Origin of the sequence: Stenotrophomonas sp. 1337, from assembly GCF_031455455.1 — a bacterium.
Classification (GTDB): Bacteria; Pseudomonadota; Gammaproteobacteria; order Xanthomonadales; family Xanthomonadaceae; genus Stenotrophomonas; species Stenotrophomonas indicatrix.
In genome coordinates, this window is the sequence record NZ_JAVDSR010000001.1 from 184,636 (window position 1) to 202,907 (window position 18,272).

Consider the following 18,272-nt stretch of genomic DNA (forward strand, 5'->3'; position numbering starts at 1 on the left):
CGTGATTGTGTCGGAAAGCCGACACCGGGGAAAGCCGTCACGCGACGATGGCGGCGCGATCGACGGCGTTTCCCCGTTGAGGTTCAGCAATGTGGCGGCGCCGTTCAGGCTGCGCCACCGGTCGGCAGCGCTTACTTGACCTTGGCGTAGGTGCCCTTCAGGGCCACGCCGGCGACGAAGGTGCCGGCCCAGCACTCGTAGTTGGTCGCGCTCTTGAACTCGTTCTTCTTGTAGTAGCTGACGATGTCGACCACGGCGTTGGCGCCGCGCGACTTGGCACCGTCCTGCAGGGCCAGCAGTGCCGACAGCGCGACCCAGTTGCAGGCCTCGACGTCGCTCTTGTTGGCGGCGTTGGTCTTCTTGTTGGTCACGTCTTCGCCCAGGCGCTGCTGCACGCTGACCGGCTGGCCGGCCAGGTAGAAGCGCACGCTGCCGTCGATGCCGGCATCTTTGGCGGCCTGCGAACTGATCAGCTCGCGCAGGGACTGTTCGACGCGGGTATCGCGCGCCGAAGCGGTGGAAGTCAGGGCCAGCAGCGCGGTGGCAGTGGCGATCAGCAGGGTGCGGCGCATCGGAACGTCTCCTTGTTGGGGTGCGGGTACGGCGGGGTCACGCGCTCCAGCGGCGGAACACCAGCGAGGTGTTGATGCCGCCGAAGGCGAAGTTGTTGCTCATCACGTACTCGGCCTGCAGCTCGCGGCCTTGCCCGGTGATGAAGTCGAGCTGGCCGCAACGCGAGTCCACCTCGACCAGGTTCAGGGTGGGCGCGAACCAGCCGGCGCGCATCATCTCGATGCTCATCCAGGCTTCGAACGCGCCGCAACCGCCCAGCATGTGGCCGACGTAGCTCTTCAACGAGCTGATCGGCACGCGGCTGCCGAACACCTGGGCGGTGGCCTGGGTCTCGGCGATGTCGCCGTGGTCGGTGGCGGTGCCATGGGCGTTCACGTAGTCGATCTGTGCCGGCTGCAGACCGGCGTCTTCCAGCGCCAGGCGCATGGCCTGGGCCATGGTATCGGCGCTGGGCTGGGTGACGTGCTGGCCGTCGCTGTTGGTGCCGTAACCGACGATCTCGGCGAGGATGGTCGCGCCGCGTGCCTGCGCGTGTTCCAGATCCTCCAGGATCAGCGTGCAGGCGCCCTCGCCCAGCACCAGGCCATCGCGGCCGGCATCGAACGGACGCGGGGTGGTGTGCGGTGCATCGTTGCGCGTGCTGGTGGCAAACAGGGTGTCGAACACCGCCGCAGCCGTGGCGTCGAGCTGTTCGGCCCCACCGGCCACCATCACCGTCTGCTTGCCGCTGCGGATCGCTTCATAGCCGGCGCCCACGCCTTGGCTGCCCGACGTACAGGCGCTGGAAGTGGTGTAGACACGCCCGGACAAGCCGAAGAACACACCGATGTTGACCGGCGCGGTGTGGCTCATCATCTTCAGGTAGGTGGTGGCGCTGATGCCGTCGGTGGTGAACTCATGCAGCATGCGGCCGAATTCGCCGGTGGCTTCGTGGCTGCCCGACGACGAGCCATAGGCCACGCCGGTACGGCCACTGCGCAGCACCGGGTGCTCGAACAGGCCCGCCTCACGCAGGGCGACCTCGGTGGCGCGCACCGACATGATCGCCACCTTGCCCATCGAGCGGGTGGTCTTGCGGTTGTAGTTCGGCGGCAGCTCGTAGTCCTGCGCCGGCGCGGCAAGCTTGGTGTTCAGGCCCGCGTACACATCCCATTCCGGCATCGAACGCACCGCATTGCGGCAGCTGCGCAGATGGGCCTGGATGGTCGGCCAGTCGTGGCCAAGCGGACTGATGGCGGCAGCACCGGTGACCACCACGCGACGATCGGCGGCCATCAGATCATCCCTCCGTTGACCGAGATCACCTGGCGGGTGATGTAGCCGGCCGGCTCGGACAGCAGGAACGCGACCGTGGCCGCCACTTCCTCGGGACGGCCGACGCGGCCGGCCGGGATCAGCTTCAATGCGTGATCGACCACTTCTTCGTTGAGCATGTCGGTCTCGATCAGGCCCGGGGCCACGCAGTTGACGGTGATCTGGCGGCTGGCCAGTTCCAGCGCCAGTGCCTTGCTGGCACCGATGATGCCGGCCTTGGCCGCACTGTAATTGACTTGGCCACGGTTGCCGGCCACGCCCGACACCGAGGACAGGGTGACGATGCGGCCCGGCTTGCGCCGCCGCACCATCGGCATGATCAGCGGATGCAGCACGTTGTAGAAACCGTCCAGGTTGGTGTGGATCACCTGGTCCCAGTCGTCCTCGGACAATGCCGGGAACGCGCCGTCACGGGCGATGCCGGCATTGCACACCACGCCGTAATAGGCGCCATGTGCCTCCACGTCAGCCTCCAGCGCAGCACGCGCGGCAGCACGGTCGGCCACGTCGAAGGCCAGCACGCGCGCCTGCCGGCCCAGCGCCTGGATCTCGTCGGCCACCGCCTGTGCTTCTTCCACACGGCTGCGGCAATGCACCACCACGTCGAAGCCATCGCGCGCGATACGCAGCGCAATGGCCCGGCCGATGCCCCGGCTCGCGCCGGTCACCAGCACGCTTGGATTCCCTGTCATGCCTGTCCACTCTCCAGATAGGCCATCGAGTCGGCCGGTTCGAACACCGACACGTTGGCAACCGCCCATTCTTCTTCGCCTGCCAGGATGCGGCAGGCGAACATCCCTAATCCATTGTCGCCCAACAGCTCGCAACGCGCCTGTACCTGCAGGCGGGTGCCGCTGGGGAAACTGCTGCGCGTGCTGGTGTAGCGCCGGCTGCCAAGCAGGAAGCCCAGCTGCGGCGGGTTGCCGGCCGTGCGTGCGCGGCAGCCGGCCCAGGCAGCGATGGCCTGGGCCATGTATTCGATGCCGACCCATGCCGGGACCGCACCGTCTTCGATGAACAGGCCGGCCTCGGGCACCACCAGTTCCGCCTCGATGCCGTCCTGGTCCCAGCGCAGGATGCGGTCCAGCAGGCACATGTCCTGGCGGTGCGGCACCACCTCTTCGATGGCATACAGCGGCATGTTCATCGGCGCTCCAGTGCCAGTACGGCATTGCTGCCGCCGAAGGCGAACGAATTGCTCAGCACCCGCCGCGGCAGCTGCTGCAGGAAGGTCGCCGGGGCTACCAGCGGCAACGCCGGCAGCGCCGGATCGGCCACGCCGTCCCACCAGTGCGGTGGCAGCTGCTGCTGCGGATTCTCGGCCAGCAGGATCCAGCACAGCGCCGCTTCGATCGCACCGGACGCACCCAGCGTGTGGCCGGTCAGTGGCTTGGTCGAACTGGCCGGCACGGCGGTGCCCAGCACCTGCGCCACGGCGTGGCTTTCCATGGCGTCGTTGTGGCCTGTCGCGGTGCCATGCAGGTTCACGTAATCCACTTCCGAAGGTGCCCAGCCAGCACGCTGCAACGCCTGCTGCAGGGCATCGATGGCACCCAGACCCTGCGGGTCCGGTGCCGACATATGGTGCGCGTCGGCCGACTCACCCCACCCCGCCAGGCTGACCGGGCCTGCATCGCGGGTCAGCAGGAACAGCGCGGCGCCTTCGCCGATGTTGATCCCGCAGCGATGCTGCGAGAACGGATTGCAGCGCACTGCGGAGACCGATTCCAGCGCGCTGAACCCGGCAACGGTGAACCGGCACAGGGAATCGGCACCACCGGCGATGACCGCATCGACGATGCCCGAACGCAGCATGCGCGCGGCCGACATCAACGCCTTGGCGCTGGACGAACAGGCCGTGGACAGCGTCCAGGCCGGGCCCAGCGCACCGCTGCGCTCACGCACGAACTGCGCGGCGGTGCCCATTTCCTGCTGTGCGTAGTCGAAGCCTTCGGGCCAATGGCCGTGCTCGGCGCGGGTACGCAGCGCCTGTTCGGATTCACCGATGCCCGAGGTGCTGGTGCCCAGCACCACCGCCACACGCTCGGCGCCGTAACGGTTGATGGCATCGGCAACGGCCGGCGCGATCTGCGCCAGTGCCACGTCCAGCAGAGCATTGTTGCGGCCACGCAGGGACACCGGCAGTTCCTCCAGCGTCGGCAGCGGGCTGTGCACTTCGCCCAGCGCGAGGGTGCGACCCGGCAGCAGGCTGGCGTTGTCGCTCAGGCCGCCGGGCGCATCGGCGAACAGCGCAGCAGCCACCGCGGTGCGGCCCTCGCCCAACGCGCAGACCACGCCGAGGTCGTTCAGGAAAATGGGAGCGCTCTTCATTCCTGGCCGGCCATGTCGATCGATTCGATGCGCAGGGTGTAGCCCTCGGCGCGGTTGTCCAGCTGCACGCTGCCATCGCCCAGGCGCTGCAGCTGCAGCCACACGGTGCCGTCGCGGGACAGGCTGCGCTGGCGGCCGTCGTCGCTCACCTGCCAGCCGGCCGGCAGCGCGGCGGCAATGGCGTCCGTCGGCCACAGCGCGAACTGCAGGTCATCCAGTACGCGTTCGGCACGTACCTGTGGCGGCAGCCACGGTGCACGCTGCTGGGTCAGCTGCTGGCCGTCCCACTGCAGGCGCACACCGGTCTGGCCCATCGCCTGCACGGCCAGCCGCACCTGCTGCGCGTCGGCTTCCAGCAGCGCATCCAGATCACGCTCGTGGCTGCCGAAGCGGAAGTGCAGTTGCTGCTGCAGGGCCAACGGCGCCGGCAGGCTGGACGGTGCCAGCCGCAGCGGCGGCAGGTCGACCAGCGGCCGCGGCATGCGGCTGGCACAGGCGGCCAGCAGCAGGCACAGCAGGACCGCGGAGAGGCGGACGATCAGGCGCTGCACAGTTCCTCCAGCACGCGCATGCGACGGCCACTGTCGTCGGCCACATACGGATTGTTGGTGTCCCAGGCGTAGCCGGCCAGGATGGAGCTGATCATGTCGCGTACCTGCGGCTGCTGGTCGGGGTGGTAGATGATCTTCTGGAAGCCGCCCTGGTACCAGCTTTCGACGAAGCGGCGGAAGGTTTTCACACCGGCGCGCAGCGGAATCGAGAATTCGCTTTCCCAGTCCACGGTCTCGCCCGCGTAACGGCGCTTCAGGCATTCGCTGGCCAGCTGCGCCGACTTGAACGCGATGGTGACGCCGGAGGAGAACACCGGGTCGAGGAACTCACCGGCGTTGCCCAGCAGCGCATAACCCGGGCCCCACAGCGAGCTGACATTGGCCGAATAGCCGGTGATGCGGCGCACCGGCAGCACCGCCCATTCGGCATTGGCCAGCAGCGAGGTCAGGTTCGGATCCTCGCCGACGATGGCCTGCAGCTTCTGCAGGTCGTCGCCTTCGTAGCGCTCGAAGAACGATGGCTCGGCGACCACGCCCAGCGAGCAGCAGCCGTTGGAGAACGGAATCGTCCAGTACCAGACGTCGATGTGCTCGGGATGGGTGGTGATCAGGATCTTGTTGCGGTCGAATTCCGCTTCGGCCGGGATGTTGTCGCGCACGTGGCAGAAGATCGCGCCCCGCACCGGGAAGTTGGACGGTGATTCCAGGTCCAGCAGGCGTGGCAGCAGGCGCGCGAAACCAGAGGCGTCGAGGATGAAATCGGCTTCGATGCGGTACTCGCTGCCATCGGGGCGGCGCACGCTCACCAGCGGCTGCTCGCCCGGCTCGACGGACAGCACTTCGTCACCGAAGCGCAGGGTCGCGCCCATGCGCTCGGCGCCGCGCGCCAGCACGTTGTCGAAGTCAGCGCGCTGCACCTGGTAGGTAGTGCCCCAGCCCGGCGAGAACTTCTTCCTGAAGTCGAACGCGGTGCGCGCTTCCCCGTGCACGAAGGCCGCGCCGTTCTTGTACTGGAAGCCTGCCTCGACCACGTCCTGCAGCAGGCCCGCCGCTTCGATGTATTCCATGCTCTGCGGCAGCAGGCTCTCGCCGATGGAGAAGCGCGGGAACTGCTGGCGCTCCAGCATCAGCACCCTGCGGCCCTGCTGGCGCAGCATCGCCGCGGCCACCGAGCCAGCCGGGCCGGCGCCGATGATCAGGATCTCGGTACGTTCCACGTCTTCGTGGCGGGAAGAATCAGCGGCATCCACAGCAGTAGTCATCGGTGCGTCCTTGTTGCTCGATCAGGTGGAAAAGCGGAGGAATCGGAATGAAGCGTGCCCGGTCAGGCCGGCGGAGCGTCATGCGGTGGCGGCCGGAACAGCGGCGAGATCAGCCACACCAGGCCGATGCCGAACAGCAGGGTGAGCCCGAACGCACGCAGCGCCGGCGTCTGCGAAAGACCCAGCAGGCCGAACGACAGCCAGGTGCTGGCCGCACCCACGCATACCGCCAGCCAGGCGCTGGCATCGCCGCGGTGCTCGATCAGGAAGATGCCGTAGTCGATGCCCATGCCCAGCAGCAGCATCAGTGCCAGCACGTTGAACAGCTGCAGCGGCTGGCCGAACAGGCCGAGCAATCCAAGGGTGAGCGCACCGGCCACCAGGGTCGGTGCGAATACGCGCCAGGCCTGGCGCCGGTAGCGCAGCCACAGGGCGCCGAACACCAGCACGATGCCGACCAGCAGCAGGCCGCCCATCAGCTTGCGGTAGTGGCCCAGCAGCTGCGAGAAATCGGCCGTACGGTCGACCCAGCGCACGCCGCCCAGGCCTTCGGCAGCACCGCGCAGGGTGGCCAGTGCATCGGCACGCGACAGGTCATCGACCATCACCACGCTGATCATCTGCCCGCCCACGTTGCCGACCCACAGGTGGCGGAACGGCTGCGACGCCGGCGACGCGAGGAACGCCTCGGCGCTCAGCGGCGCCGCTGCAAATGCCGGGCGCTGCAGGGGCTCGCCCACCGCTTCGCCCACCGCGGCCAGCACGCCGGGTTCCACCCTGGCGGTCAGCGCCGCATCGGCCTGCTGCCGTGCGGGCGATGGCAACCAGTCACTGATTGCGCGGTAACCGCCGATGCGCTTGTCGTGGGTCAGTTCACGCAGGCGCGTGGTCAGCGCTTCTTCGCGCTGCAGCAGTTGTGCGGCATCGCTGCCCTGCACCAGGTAGAACTGCGCCGGGCTGGGCATGCCCAGCAACTGGCTGAGGCGGATCTGCTGGGCCATCAGCGCCGGCGGCGACGACTGCAGGCTGCGCAGGTCGTCGTTGCTCTGCAGGCGGGCGATGCCGATGACCGACACCAGCGCGGCCACGCCGAGGAAGATCGCCACCGGGCGACGCCCGTGCAGGCGCGGGAAACGCTCCAGCGTGTTGCCCAGCCACTGCGCGAAGCGGGTGGTACGGATCTCGCCACCGTCCAGCCACGGGAACCAGAAGATCACCGTGAGGAAGGCAGCGGCCAGCCCCACCACCGAGAACAGCGCCATCTGCCGCAGGCCGGGGAACGGCGCCAGGCCCAGCGCCAGGTACGCCAGCGCACTGGTCAGCAGCGCCAGCCACAGGCCCGGCAGCAGATGCCGCAGCAGCTTCCAGCGACGGTCGGCCGGCTCGGCCTGGCGCGAAGCGAACCAGTGGATGCCGTAGTCCTCGGCCACGCCAACCAGCGAGGCACCGAACACCAGGGTCAGCACATGCACCTTGTCGAACACCAGCACGGTCACCGCCAGCGCCACGCCACAACCGATCAGCAACGAAGCGGCAACCAGCAGGATCGGCCGCAGCGAGCGGAACGCCAGCCACACCAGCAGCAGCACCGCCGCCAGCGAGCCCCAGCCGATGGTGTTGATCTCCTGGTTGGCCTGCACGGCAGCCGCTTCGGCATGCAACGGCACGCCGGCATGCAGGATCTCCAGATCCAGCGCAGCGGCCTTGGCCGCCTGTCCGGCGCGTTCGAGCAGGCCATCGAGATGACGCTCGCCATCGAGCCTGAAGGCCGAGCCCGGCGTATCGAACTGCAGCGCCGCCCAGTGCTTGCCTTCGGCCTCGAGCAGGCCGTCATCGCCCAGGCGCAGGCCGGAGCCCTGGGCCTGCTGCTGCCACCACTGCGGCCACAGCGACAGCGGATCCTGCCGCCACTCGGTCAACCGCGGCGCGCCCATCGGGCCGTACAGCGCGCCGAGTGCCTGTTCGGCCAACGCACCGGGTTCGGCCTGCTGCAACTGCTCGCGCTGGGCCGGGGTCAGCAGGCGATCGCGGTACGGTGCGTAGAACCCACGCGCCTCATCGAACCAGCCTTCGATCGAACCACTGGGCACCAGCAGCGCGCTGTCGGCATCACTGGCCATCGCCGCGGCGAACGCGGCCTGCGCGCGCTTGGCAGCGGCACCGTCGGTACTGCCGAGCAGCACCACCACCTGCCGCGAGCTGCCATCGGCAATGCGCCGGGTGACGTCGCTGAGCAGGCGGTCGTGCGCGTCCTGCGGCAGCAGGGCAAGGATGTCGGTGTCAATCCGCGACTCCTGGCTCCACAGGCGCCACTGCTGCGCACCCAGCACCAGCAACAGCAGCAGCCAGGCGATGCCCAGCCAGTGCCACCAGCGGCGCAGGCGATCCGGTGCGGCGCTGTCACTCAAAGCGGCGCGCCTCGTCGGCGTTCAACGTGGCCGGCGCTTCGCTCAGCGCAGTGAACTGGATGCGGGTGCGATCCTGGTTGGCTTCGATGATCTCGACCTGGCGCACGTAACGGTCGCCCTGCAACGTCAGCGACTGGAAGGCCTTGGCCAGCATCGCCGACTTCGGCGTCAGCTTCAGGCGCCAGCCCTGCCCTTCACGGGTGGCCTCGACGTTGAACTGGCTGGACAGTGCCTGCACGTCACCGCTCATCAACGCGAACATGATCGCGTTGACCGAGCGCATCGCCGGCTGCTGGCGCGCGTCCAGTTCGACGCGGGTGCTGCCATCGCGCTGGCGGCTGAGGATTCGGTCGGCAGTGACCACCACCTCCGACGGGAACGGCTTGAGCGTGGACCAGATCACGCCGTGCTTGCGCGCGACCACGAACTGGCCCTGCGAACGCAGCGGGTTCTTGAAGCCGCTGACCTGCTTTTCCTGGGTGAACTGCCCGCGCAGCACGTCCGGTCGGGCGACGGCCTGGGTGATGGCATCGACGGCGGCATCGGCCGCCTGCACCAGCGGTGCGGCCACCAGCAGCAGCGCGCACAGCAGCACGCGCGTAAGACGAAGGGATCGGTTCACGGGGCAGGCACTCCAAGACGCTGCCACAGCACCGGCGGGCACTGATACAGCATTTCCTTGCTGGCCGCGTCGACCGCGACCTGGATGGTCATTGCGCGGGTCAGCACCTGGCCGCTTTCCGCATCGAGGATCTCGTATTCGATCTTCAGCCGGTTCTCCCACTCGACGATGCGCGAGCGCACGCGCAGCGCCTGGCCAAACAGCAACGGCCGCACGTACTTCACCCGCGCGTCGACCACCGGCCACAGGTAGCCCGATTCGAGCATCTGCGGATAGTCGTAGTCGTAGCGCTTCAGCAACGCGCAGCGCGCGATCTCGAAGTACTTGAAGTAGTTGCCATGCCAGACCACGTTCATCGGATCGCAGTCATGGAAAGCAGGGGCCAGCTCGACCTCGCCGACCAGTTCGTTACCTTCATTCACCGACATACAGCTCCCAGCGTTGCGCGCGGATCTCCACCAGCAGTTCCCGCAGTTCGCGATCCAGCGCGCGGTCTTCTTCGACCAGGGCGATGCGCTGCCCCAGGTCGGCGTACATGTCGGCCAGACTGCCATGCAGCTGCGCGTTCATGCCAACCCGTTCGCGCAGCGCCAGGCCCTGGCGGGCAGCGATCAGCATGGCCGCCACCACCTGTTCAGTCAGTTCGATCACGCGCAGGCAGTCGCGCGCGGCGATGGTGCCCATGCTGACCTTGTCCTGGTTGTGGCATTCGGTGGACCGCGAGAACACCGAGGCCGGCATGGTCTGCTTCAGGGCCTCGGCCGTCCACGCCGAAACGCTGATCTGCAGCGCCTTCAGGCCATGGTTGATCGCCGCGCGCGGGCCGGTGGCCGCCGACAGGTTGGCCGGCAGGCCGTGGTTGTAGCGGGCGTCGACCACCAGCGCCAGCTGCCGGTCGAGCAGGTCGGCGATGTTGGCAACCGTGTTCTTCAGCGTGTCCATCGCCAGTGCGATGTGCCCGCCGTAGAAGTGGCCACCGTGCAGGATGCGCTCGCCGTCGGCGTCGATCAGCGGGTTGTCGTTGGCGCTGTTCAGTTCGGTTTCGATCAGCTGGCGCAGGAACGGCAGGGTGTCTTCCAGCACACCGATCACGTGCGGCGCGCAGCGCAGCGAGTAGCGGTCCTGCAGGCGCTGCTCGTTGCGCGGCGGGCGCTCGCTGTGCAGGTCGCTGCGCAGGCGTGCGGCAATGCGCGACTGCCCCGGGTGCGGCTTGGCGGCGAACAGGGTTTCATCGAAATGGTGCGCGTTGCCGTCGCTGGACAGCACGTTGAACGCGGTCAGGCGCGTGGCCATGCGTGCCAGGTAATCGGCGCGCTGCCAGGCCAGGCAGGCCAGGCCGGTCATCACCGCCGTGCCGTTCATGATCGCCAAGCCTTCCTTCGGCCGCAGCTTCAGCGGGGTCATGCCGATCTTCGCCAGCACGTCGGCAGCCGGCTGTACGCGGCCGTCGTGCAGCACCTCGCGTTCGCCGCACAGCACGGCCGCCACGTACGACAGCGGGGTCAGGTCGCCACTGGCGCCCACCGAGCCTTCGGCCGGAATCAACGGCAGCACATCGTGCTGCAGCAGCGTGGCCAGGCCTTCCAGCAACGACACGCTGACGCCGGACATGCCGCGCACCAGCGAGGCCAGGCGCGCGGCCAGCACGGCGCGGGTCTCGGCCGGGTCGAGGTAACGGCCCAGGCCGCAGCCATGGTAGGTGTACAGATGGTGCGGCAGCTCGGCGACCAGTGCCGGCGGAATGTTCACCGTGCACGAATCGCCGTAGCCGGTGGTCACGCCATAGATGACGCCATCCTCGCGCAGCAGGCGGTCGAGGAAGTCGGCACCACGCTGGATATGTGCGCGGAACGCCGGCACATCGCTCAGCGCGGCCTCGCACTTGCGCTGGGCCAGGGCGACCACGTCTTCGATGGTCAGCGGTGCATCGCCGAAACGGCACACGGGTACGGCGTCAATCGTCATGAGGAGCCTGATCCCAGAAGGGGAAGAAATTGAACCAGTCCAGCGGGGACTGGATGACCTGGAGTTCCAGCCAGCGCGCGAAGCGCTGCGCCTGTTCGGCCAGTGCGGCATCGCGTGAACCGCGCGGCAGCACCACGCGGTCGGCGAACTGTTCGAATGCCACCCGATAGCCGTCGCCCTGGTGCAGGCACGACATCGTGTAGACCGGGCAGCCGAGCGCGGCCGCCAGCACATAGGCGCCGATCGGGAACGGCGCGCGGTGGCCGAGGAAATCAGCCATCACGCTGCGCCCGCCCTGCACCGGCACGCGGTCGCCAACGATGGCGACGAAGCCACCCGAGGCGACCTTGTCGGCCAGCATCATCGCCGTGGCCGGGCCCATCTCGGTAACCTGCACCAGCTCCACCGCGGCCAGCGGGTCCAGCCGCTGCAACAGCCGGTTGAAGCGCTGCGCGTGCGCGGTATGCACCAGCACGGTGATGCGGAAGCCCGGCACCTGCTCGGCCAGCACCTGGCACAGTTCCAGGCAGCCGATGTGCGCGGTCAGGATGAGGCCGCCTTCGCGGCGCGCGATCCTGCCCAGCACCAGGTCACGCTGCAGGCGGATGCGCTCGGGCGGATAGCGGCCGCCGAGGCCGAGAATCTTGTCCAGCATCGTGTCGGCGAAGCTGAAGAAGTGGCGCAGGCTGTCGCGCCGGGTGGGCGCATGGCCCAGCGCACCGGCATGGGCCTGCAGCCGCTGCAGGTACTGCATCGAGGCCTGGCGACCAACGCGGTTGCCCAGCCAGTGGCAGGCCACGACCGGCCACACGCAGAGGTGGAACGGCCAGCGCCCGAACCAGCGGTGCACCCAGCACAGGAACAGCACGCCGGCCACCGACGTGGACTCGCCGATGTCGGCCCAGTGCGGGGCGTCGTGCGCGTGACTCATCTCAGCCCTGCCCCTGCAGGCGGCGCCACAGCAGGCGCGGCGCGCGCCAGAGCATGCCGAAGAACAGCCGGGTATGCATGCGGCTGATGCGCACGTTGTCGCGCCACACATCGAAATGCGAAACGCCGTCGGCGGGATAGGTCACCCGCGTAGCCAGGTGGTCGACCGGTACCTGCCGCCAGTACAGGCGCACCATCACTTCGGTGTCGAAATCCATGCGCCGGCCGACAGTCTCCTCGCCGATCAGGCGCAGCACCGGCGGCAGCGGATACACCCGGAATCCACACATGGTGTCGCGCAGGTGCAGCGACAGCGTGTTGATCCACACCCAGATGTGGGTGGCGTAGCGACCATACAGGCGCGCCTTCGGCACACTGGCATCGTAGGCGGGAATGCCGCAGATCACGGCGTCCGGCCGCGCGCGGGCGGCGTCGATGAAGCGCGGCAGGTCGCCGGTGTCGTGCTGGCCGTCGGCATCGATCTGCAGCACATGGGTATACCCACGACGCTGCGCTTCGGCGAAACCGGCCAGCATCGCACCGCCCTTGCCCTGGTTCACGTCCAGCCGCAGCAGGTCGACGCCCGCTCGCTGTGCCAGTTCCCGCAGTACCAGCGCGCAGGACGGCTGCGAGCCATCGTCGACCAGCAGGCAGGGCAGGCCCGCAGCCTGCACGCCATCGACGACCGCGCCGATGGCGTGTTCGTGGTCGTACACGGGAATGACCACCAGCGGCGCGAACGCGCCGCCAGCGGTGGCCGGCTCAATACGCATCGGCGAACACCACCCTGCCGCTGGCGTGCACGCCATGCACCGAGGTGTAGCGGAACGTCAGCACGCCGCGCCCGGTGTCCCAGTCCAGGTGCAGGGTCAGCTCGTCGCCGGGGCGGGCCACGCGCTGGAACTTCACTGCATCCATGCGCTGGAAACCAACCGGCAACACGAAGGCCTGGCGGCCGAAGCGCACCGCCCAGTCCAGCTGGGCGACGCCGGGCAGGATCGCCGCCTGCGGGAAGTGGCCCTGGAACGCGCGCAGCGCGGGGTCCAGCGTCATCCGCAGGGTGGCCGCCGCCTCGTCGCGACAGTCCCAGACCGGCACCGGCATCATCGGCTGGAACAACGCCACAAGTGAAGCCTGGGTGACCTTGCCCTGGGCATTGATCGGGAGCGATTCGACCAGGCGCCAGCGCCGCGGGCGGGTGACCGCATCGTGGCCCTGCGCCAACCGCGCACCGAGCCGCTGCCCCAGCGCACGCCGTGCGCCGTCACTGGCACGTGCCAACGTCGGATCGGCCGGCACCACCACGGCCGCCAGCTGCTCGCGCTGGCCCTGCAGCACCAGCACGCGCACGTCCTCGACTTCTGGATCCTCGCGCAGCGCGCGCTCCAGTGCATCCAGCGAAACGCGGCGCTCTTCGATCTTGACGATGCGGTCGGCACGGCCCAGCAGGCGGAAACGGCCATCGGCCAATGCTTCCACGCGATCCTGGGTGCGCCACCAGTCCAACGTCTCCAGGTGCGGCGAGGCCACCGCCAGGCAGTCCTCCTCGATCCGCCACTGCACGCCCGGCAACGGCTGCCACGGCGGTGCATCGGTGTCCCAGCGGCGCCAGGCGATGCCACCGGTTTCACTGCTGCCGTAAACCTCGGTGGGCGCCACGCCCAACCACTGGCGGACCTGGCGCGCGGCGTCCTCGGGTAGCGGGCCGCCGGAGGAGAACACCGCACGCAGGCGGCCGTGCAGGCACGCCCAGTCGAGCTGCTCGGGCAGGCGCTTGAGATGGGCCGGGGTCGCCACCAGCACCGTATCGGTACCGGCCAGCGCGCCCACCAGGTCTTCGTGGAAGAAGCGCCGGGGCTGGATCGCACGGCCGGCAGCCAGCGGCCACAGCACGCGGAACAGCAGGCCGTAGATATGCTGGTGGGACACGGTGCCATGCACCTGGGTACCGTCGAGCTGGGCGCCGAAGGCGGCCTGCAGCGCATCGACTTCGCGCGCCAACTGGTCCAGCCGCTTGCTGATCGCGCTGGGTTGGCCGGTGCTGCCGGAGGTGAACACGCACAGTTCGCAGGCGCGCTCGTCCAACGGCAGCAGCACCACGCCGGCGGCGGCGCTGTCGGTGGCCTGCAACGGCTGGTAATCCGCCGACAGGTCACCTGCGAAGCCACTCACCTGCGGCTGCAGCGCCTGCAATGTCGCGGGCAGGTTGTCGGCGGCCAGGAACACCCGCTTGCCGGCATGCCAGGCACCGAACAACGCTGCAGCGAAGGCCACGGTGTCATCGAAGTAGAGCGCCCAGTCACGACCTTCGGCAGCGCTGAAAGCGTCATGCCAGGCCAGTACGCGCAGGCGGAAGGCGACATGGTCGAGGGCAGTGCCATCGCAGATACCGATGTCACGACCGGGCTGCGCCGCGATCAGCAGCCGGTCCAGGGCAATCCAGTCAGCCATGCGCGTGCGCTGCCTTGACCCGACGCCGTACCAGCCATTCGCCCCCGAACAACAATCCCATCATCACGTACGCCAACAATCCGTTGTAGAGCATCCAGACCCGGTCCGACGCATACAGCGCGGTGAGCAGGGCGAGACCACCATTGAGAACGAAAAAGCCGCACCACACCTGGGTGACGCGGCGGGTATAGACCACCGCGAACGGTGGCAGGTCCGGCTCCTGCAGGCGCGCCAGGCGTTCCACCAGCGGCGGACCGAAGCGCAGGCTGGTGGCGAACACCGTCAGCATCACCACGTTCACCAGCGCCGGGTACAGCTTCAGCGGCAGGGCCTGGTTGAGCACGGTGGCCAGCCCGGCCAGCAGGCCCGCGCCGGCGGCGGCGGCCCACCACAAGGGCTGGCGGGTGCTCAGCGCGCGCAGCAGGGCCAGCGCGAACAGCAGCAGCGACAGCCAGCGTGGCTCGAAGCGGCCCATCGCCAGGTAGACCAGCACCGGATAGGCAAGCGAAATCGCTGCCACCACGACCATGCGTGCCCGTGCCATGGTCGCGGCGTCCGTGCTGCTGTCAGGCAGCGGCCTGACCGGGCAGCAGGCCATGCACGACATCAACGATGTCCTGCACGGTGCGCACGGCCTTGAACGCTTCAGGCTGCAGGTTGCGGCCGAGCAGCGGCTTGAGCTGCACGATCAGGTCCACGGCATCGATGCTGTCGATGTCCAGGTCGTCGTACAGGCGCGATTCCGGGCTGATCCGCGCCGGCTCGATCTCGAAGCTGTCGGTCAGGATGCGGACGATGCGCTCGAACAGTTCATTCTTGGTCATGGCAGTTCCTGGCGCCTTACGACTGGCGGGCGGCGACGAACTCGCCGAGCGCGCGCACGCTGGAGAAATGGCGACGGGTTTCTTCCGAGTCGGCCGAGAGGCTGACACCGTACTTCTTCTGCAGCGCCAGGCCCAGTTCCAGTGCATCGATCGAGTCCAGGCCGAGGCCTTCCACGAACAGAGGCGCGGTCGGATCGATGTCCTCCGGGGTGATGTCCTCCAGTGAAAGCGAGGAAATGATCAATTCCTTGATCTCGTGCTCAAGTGCTTGCACGGGTCGGATCTCCAGACAGGTCGAAATAACGAGTGAGGTGGTCGGTGACGCGACGGGCCGCCAGGGCATCCCCCCTTGGCGAGTCATCTTCGGCCAGGAACGGCGCGATCGGGATATCTTCGCCGATCTGCAGCTGAACGTGAAAACGACGTGAGGGTACACGATACCACTTCTGGCCCTTGGTCAACGTCGGCGGGGTGCAGGTGATGCGCACCGGGGTGATGTCCAGGCGCCCGCGCACGGCGATGTTGGCCGCGCCACGCTGCAGCCGCAACGGCTGCCCCGGCACGCTGCGGGTGCCTTCCGGGAAGATCACCAGGGTGCCGCCGGCGTGCACGGCCGCCGCGCAGTCATCGACCAGCCCAGCGCCGTCGTCATTGGAGATGTAGCCGGCGGCACGCACCGGGCCGCGCATGAACGGGTTGCAGGCCACCGCCCGCTTGACCACGCAGTCGGCATTGGGCAGCAGGGCGATCAGGCAGACCACGTCGATCAGGGTCGGGTGGTTGGCCAGCACCAGCAGGCCGTCGCGCTGCAGGCGTTCGCGCCCGTCGACCCGCAGGGTCATCACGCCCAGCCGGCACATCAGCCACACATGGCTGGCGAAGGCGCGCTGGACCAGCCGGCGGGCCCGGCGGCGACGTGCCACCGGGTCGCGCATCAGCAGCAGCACCGGCATCACCAGCACGCCCAGCAACAGACCGCCGACGCCAAACGCGGCGAAGCTGAGGCCGGTGCCGAACACCCGCCAGGCATGATCAAGGCGGCGCAGCGCCTCAGCCACGGCGGCGCCAGGACCAGCGTTGGCCCTGGGTCAGGTGCTGCAGCTGCGGATCCCCGGCCAGCAGGAAGCGGTGCAGGTCCAGCGCATGCGGCAACACGCCCGGCGCGGTCGGCCCGGCGTCGCCGGCGACCTGCCAGGACAGCGAAAGATCGGTGCCGCCGGCAGTACCGGCGGGTGCCAGGCGCCAGCACCAGGCGAAGAACGGGTCGGGTTCGTCGGCGAATTCGGCGTAAACGTCGGGCAACGGCGACTCATAGACCACGATCCGCACTTCACTGGCACCATCACCAAGCAGGCCGACGGCCTCCAGACACGCCGCTTCCACCGTCGACTGGCCAGCGGACAACGCCAGGTAGTTGCCCCGGTGGCCGCGGGCGATCGAATACAGCGCGGCGATCGCGTTGTGCACCGACAGGCCGAAGCCGGTGGGCGACAGCGGCTGATCGGCCACCAGCGAGCCCAGCAGGTCCATCGATCGGGCGACATCGCCATGGCGGCTGGCGAACACCAGCGGTACCTGGCTGTCAGCGCCCTGCCCGTCCTCGCACCAGCACGCAGCCTGGATCGCCATGCGGCCCAGGCGTTCGATACGGCGCCGCTGCATGGCCGGAATCTCGGCCAGCGCCGGCGTGTCCTCACCCTGCGGCAGGAACGGTGCTCCGGCCCAGCCCATCCATTGGCTACGCTCGGTCAGGCCAGGCGCCCAGGCGGCCCAGTCGACAACGGAAAATTCGATCATTACCGGTGATGTTTCGATGGGCGAACGAGAGTCTCGAGCCATTACGGCGACACGCGGCTGCCCCCCATTCCTGCAGCCATGCATCCGTCCAGGACGTCGCCGGCTGCCCCCCTGGCTGCCGGAAAGGAGCGCACGCTAGCACGTCCGACACAGGGATGACATGTTTCACAAAGCACAACGGGGAGCGGTCAGCGACCGCCCCCCGCATGGACCGATCCAGCGAGCCGGTTCAGTGGTAGCCGGCGTCGGCGCGTACCTTGCCGCGGAACACCCGGTAGGACCATGCCGTGTAGCCCAGGATCACCGGCAGCAGCACCACCAGCCCCACCAGGGTGAAGCCCAGCGACGAGGCCGGCGCGGCGGCCTGCCACAGCGTCATCGACGGCGGCAGCAGGTACGGCCACATGCCCAGCACCAGGCCAGCGAAGCCAAGCACGAACAAGGCCAGGCTGAGCAGGAACGGCGGCAGGTCGCGACGCGGATGGGTGGCGCTGCGCCACAGCGCGATGGCCACCGCCAAGGTCAGCAGCGGCACCGGCGACAACCACCAGAAGTTGCCGTCGCTGAACCAGCGGTCCATCAGCCGCGACTGCAGGAACGGCAGCCAGCTGCTGACCAGGCCCATTGCCGCGATCACCGCGACCACCAGCGGGCGGGTCATCTGCCGGGCCAGCGCCTGCACGCGGCCTTCGGTCTTCAGGATCAGCCAGGTGCTGCCCAGCAGCGCGTAGCCGGCTACCAGCGCGGCACCGGTCAGCATCGCGAACGGGCTGAACCAGCCGAACGCGCCGCCTTGGTACACGCCATCGACCAGCGGCAGGCCCTGCACCAGCGTGCCGAGGATCACGCCTTGGGCAAAGGTGGCCAGCAGCGAACCGAGGCCGAACGCCACGCTCCACAGCCGCCGTGAACGGTGCGCCTTGAAGCGGAACTCGAAGGCCACGCCACGGAACACCAGCGCCACCACCAGCAGCAGCACCGGCAGGTACAGCGCCGACAGCAGTACGGCGTACGCCTTCGGGAAGGCGGCCATCAGGCCGGCGCCGCCGAGCACCAGCCAGGTCTCGTTGCCGTCCCAGATCGGCGCGGCGGTGTTCATCATCAGGTCCAGCTGTTCCTCGTCCTCGGCGAACGGGGCGAGGATGCCGATGCCGAGCACGAAGCCGTCCAGCACCACGTACATCAGCACGCCGAAGCCGATCACCGCGAACCATGCCACCGGCAGCCAGGTCATCAGGTCCATG

Annotated in this window: 20 protein-coding genes; all 20 read right to left on the minus strand. The window is 68.5% G+C overall.

Features of this window, described 5'->3' with window-relative positions:
• Positions 1-131 precede the first annotated feature (131 nt).
• The gene (locus J2X70_RS00865) at positions 132-572 is read right to left on the minus strand and encodes a hypothetical protein (protein WP_025877987.1); all 441 of its coding nucleotides are present in this window, start codon (positions 570-572) and stop codon (positions 132-134) included.
• A 37-nt stretch (positions 573-609) separates the two neighbouring features.
• Positions 610-1,848: a beta-ketoacyl-ACP synthase gene (locus J2X70_RS00870; RefSeq protein WP_279208198.1), complete on the minus strand. Its 1,239-nt coding sequence runs from the start codon at positions 1,846-1,848 to the stop codon at positions 610-612.
• Positions 1,848-2,579, minus strand: coding sequence for a 3-ketoacyl-ACP reductase FabG2 (locus J2X70_RS00875; protein WP_279208197.1), 732 nt, complete (start codon positions 2,577-2,579; stop codon positions 1,848-1,850). The genes J2X70_RS00870 and J2X70_RS00875 overlap by 1 nt, the downstream gene beginning before the upstream one ends.
• Positions 2,576-3,034: a hotdog family protein gene (locus tag J2X70_RS00880; RefSeq protein WP_025877993.1), complete on the minus strand. Its 459-nt coding sequence runs from the start codon at positions 3,032-3,034 to the stop codon at positions 2,576-2,578. Before J2X70_RS00880 ends, J2X70_RS00875 begins: the two co-directional genes overlap by 4 nt.
• The gene (locus J2X70_RS00885; RefSeq protein WP_099844121.1) at positions 3,031-4,218 is read right to left on the minus strand and encodes a beta-ketoacyl-[acyl-carrier-protein] synthase family protein; all 1,188 of its coding nucleotides are present in this window, start codon (positions 4,216-4,218) and stop codon (positions 3,031-3,033) included. The genes J2X70_RS00880 and J2X70_RS00885 overlap by 4 nt, the downstream gene beginning before the upstream one ends.
• A complete protein-coding gene (locus J2X70_RS00890; RefSeq protein ID WP_033832520.1) occupies positions 4,215-4,769 on the minus strand; it encodes a DUF3261 domain-containing protein in 555 nt (184 codons plus the stop codon). Before J2X70_RS00890 ends, J2X70_RS00885 begins: the two co-directional genes overlap by 4 nt.
• Entirely contained in the window at positions 4,757-6,031 is a 1,275-nt protein-coding gene (locus J2X70_RS00895; protein WP_105164857.1) for an NAD(P)/FAD-dependent oxidoreductase, read from the minus strand. The genes J2X70_RS00890 and J2X70_RS00895 overlap by 13 nt, the downstream gene beginning before the upstream one ends.
• Positions 6,032-6,093: 62 nt before the next feature.
• The gene (locus tag J2X70_RS00900; protein WP_309908419.1) at positions 6,094-8,439 is read right to left on the minus strand and encodes an MMPL family transporter; all 2,346 of its coding nucleotides are present in this window, start codon (positions 8,437-8,439) and stop codon (positions 6,094-6,096) included.
• Positions 8,432-9,061: an outer membrane lipoprotein carrier protein LolA gene (locus J2X70_RS00905; RefSeq protein ID WP_049466720.1), complete on the minus strand. Its 630-nt coding sequence runs from the start codon at positions 9,059-9,061 to the stop codon at positions 8,432-8,434. The genes J2X70_RS00900 and J2X70_RS00905 overlap by 8 nt, the downstream gene beginning before the upstream one ends.
• Positions 9,058-9,489: an acyl-CoA thioesterase gene (locus J2X70_RS00910; protein ID WP_025878003.1), complete on the minus strand. Its 432-nt coding sequence runs from the start codon at positions 9,487-9,489 to the stop codon at positions 9,058-9,060. The genes J2X70_RS00905 and J2X70_RS00910 overlap by 4 nt, the downstream gene beginning before the upstream one ends.
• On the minus strand, positions 9,476-11,026 hold the full coding sequence (locus J2X70_RS00915; RefSeq protein WP_080149574.1) for an aromatic amino acid ammonia-lyase: 1,551 nt from the start codon (positions 11,024-11,026) through the stop codon (positions 9,476-9,478). Before J2X70_RS00915 ends, J2X70_RS00910 begins: the two co-directional genes overlap by 14 nt.
• Positions 11,016-11,957 (minus strand): acyltransferase, encoded by a 942-nt coding sequence (locus tag J2X70_RS00920; protein WP_025878007.1) that lies wholly within the window; start codon positions 11,955-11,957, stop codon positions 11,016-11,018. Before J2X70_RS00920 ends, J2X70_RS00915 begins: the two co-directional genes overlap by 11 nt.
• Before the next feature lies 1 nt (position 11,958).
• Positions 11,959-12,729, minus strand: a complete 771-nt coding sequence (locus tag J2X70_RS00925; protein WP_309908422.1) for a glycosyltransferase family 2 protein — start codon at positions 12,727-12,729, stop codon at positions 11,959-11,961.
• A complete protein-coding gene (locus J2X70_RS00930) occupies positions 12,719-14,407 on the minus strand; it encodes an AMP-binding protein (RefSeq protein WP_309908424.1) in 1,689 nt (562 codons plus the stop codon). Before J2X70_RS00930 ends, J2X70_RS00925 begins: the two co-directional genes overlap by 11 nt.
• The gene (locus tag J2X70_RS00935) at positions 14,400-14,951 is read right to left on the minus strand and encodes a membrane protein (protein WP_025878012.1); all 552 of its coding nucleotides are present in this window, start codon (positions 14,949-14,951) and stop codon (positions 14,400-14,402) included. The genes J2X70_RS00930 and J2X70_RS00935 overlap by 8 nt, the downstream gene beginning before the upstream one ends.
• 22 nt (positions 14,952-14,973) lie before the next feature.
• Positions 14,974-15,231, minus strand: a complete 258-nt coding sequence (locus J2X70_RS00940; protein ID WP_025878014.1) for an acyl carrier protein — start codon at positions 15,229-15,231, stop codon at positions 14,974-14,976.
• Between the two features lie 16 nt (positions 15,232-15,247).
• A complete protein-coding gene (locus J2X70_RS00945) occupies positions 15,248-15,505 on the minus strand; it encodes a phosphopantetheine-binding protein (RefSeq protein ID WP_005411610.1) in 258 nt (85 codons plus the stop codon).
• The gene (locus J2X70_RS00950) at positions 15,492-16,289 is read right to left on the minus strand and encodes a lysophospholipid acyltransferase family protein (RefSeq protein WP_309908428.1); all 798 of its coding nucleotides are present in this window, start codon (positions 16,287-16,289) and stop codon (positions 15,492-15,494) included. The genes J2X70_RS00945 and J2X70_RS00950 overlap by 14 nt, the downstream gene beginning before the upstream one ends.
• The gene (locus tag J2X70_RS00955; RefSeq protein ID WP_309908430.1) at positions 16,282-17,028 is read right to left on the minus strand and encodes a beta-ketoacyl synthase chain length factor; all 747 of its coding nucleotides are present in this window, start codon (positions 17,026-17,028) and stop codon (positions 16,282-16,284) included. The genes J2X70_RS00950 and J2X70_RS00955 overlap by 8 nt, the downstream gene beginning before the upstream one ends.
• A 229-nt stretch (positions 17,029-17,257) precedes the next feature.
• Complete coding sequence (cydB, locus tag J2X70_RS00960) at positions 17,258-18,271, minus strand: cytochrome d ubiquinol oxidase subunit II (RefSeq protein ID WP_025878022.1); 1,014 nt, start codon at positions 18,269-18,271, stop codon at positions 17,258-17,260.
• Position 18,272: the final 1 nt, after the last annotated feature.

Coding starts and splice junctions, on each gene's coding strand:
- J2X70_RS00865 (WP_025877987.1), bottom strand. CDS start 572: ATGCGCCGCACCCTGCTGATCGCCACTGCCACCGCGCTGCTGGCCCTG.
- J2X70_RS00870 (WP_279208198.1), bottom strand. CDS start 1,848: ATGGCCGCCGATCGTCGCGTGGTGGTCACCGGTGCTGCCGCCATCAGT.
- J2X70_RS00875 (WP_279208197.1), bottom strand. CDS start 2,579: ATGACAGGGAATCCAAGCGTGCTGGTGACCGGCGCGAGCCGGGGCATC.
- J2X70_RS00880 (WP_025877993.1), bottom strand. CDS start 3,034: ATGAACATGCCGCTGTATGCCATCGAAGAGGTGGTGCCGCACCGCCAG.
- J2X70_RS00885 (WP_099844121.1), bottom strand. CDS start 4,218: ATGAAGAGCGCTCCCATTTTCCTGAACGACCTCGGCGTGGTCTGCGCG.
- J2X70_RS00895 (WP_105164857.1), bottom strand. CDS start 6,031: ATGACTACTGCTGTGGATGCCGCTGATTCTTCCCGCCACGAAGACGTG.
- J2X70_RS00910 (WP_025878003.1), bottom strand. CDS start 9,489: ATGTCGGTGAATGAAGGTAACGAACTGGTCGGCGAGGTCGAGCTGGCC.
- J2X70_RS00915 (WP_080149574.1), bottom strand. CDS start 11,026: ATGACGATTGACGCCGTACCCGTGTGCCGTTTCGGCGATGCACCGCTG.
- J2X70_RS00920 (WP_025878007.1), bottom strand. CDS start 11,957: ATGAGTCACGCGCACGACGCCCCGCACTGGGCCGACATCGGCGAGTCC.
- J2X70_RS00925 (WP_309908422.1), bottom strand. CDS start 12,729: ATGCGTATTGAGCCGGCCACCGCTGGCGGCGCGTTCGCGCCGCTGGTG.
- J2X70_RS00930 (WP_309908424.1), bottom strand. CDS start 14,407: ATGGCTGACTGGATTGCCCTGGACCGGCTGCTGATCGCGGCGCAGCCC.
- J2X70_RS00935 (WP_025878012.1), bottom strand. CDS start 14,951: ATGGCACGGGCACGCATGGTCGTGGTGGCAGCGATTTCGCTTGCCTAT.
- J2X70_RS00940 (WP_025878014.1), bottom strand. CDS start 15,231: ATGACCAAGAATGAACTGTTCGAGCGCATCGTCCGCATCCTGACCGAC.
- J2X70_RS00955 (WP_309908430.1), bottom strand. CDS start 17,028: ATGATCGAATTTTCCGTTGTCGACTGGGCCGCCTGGGCGCCTGGCCTG.
- cydB (WP_025878022.1), bottom strand. CDS start 18,271: ATGGACCTGATGACCTGGCTGCCGGTGGCATGGTTCGCGGTGATCGGC.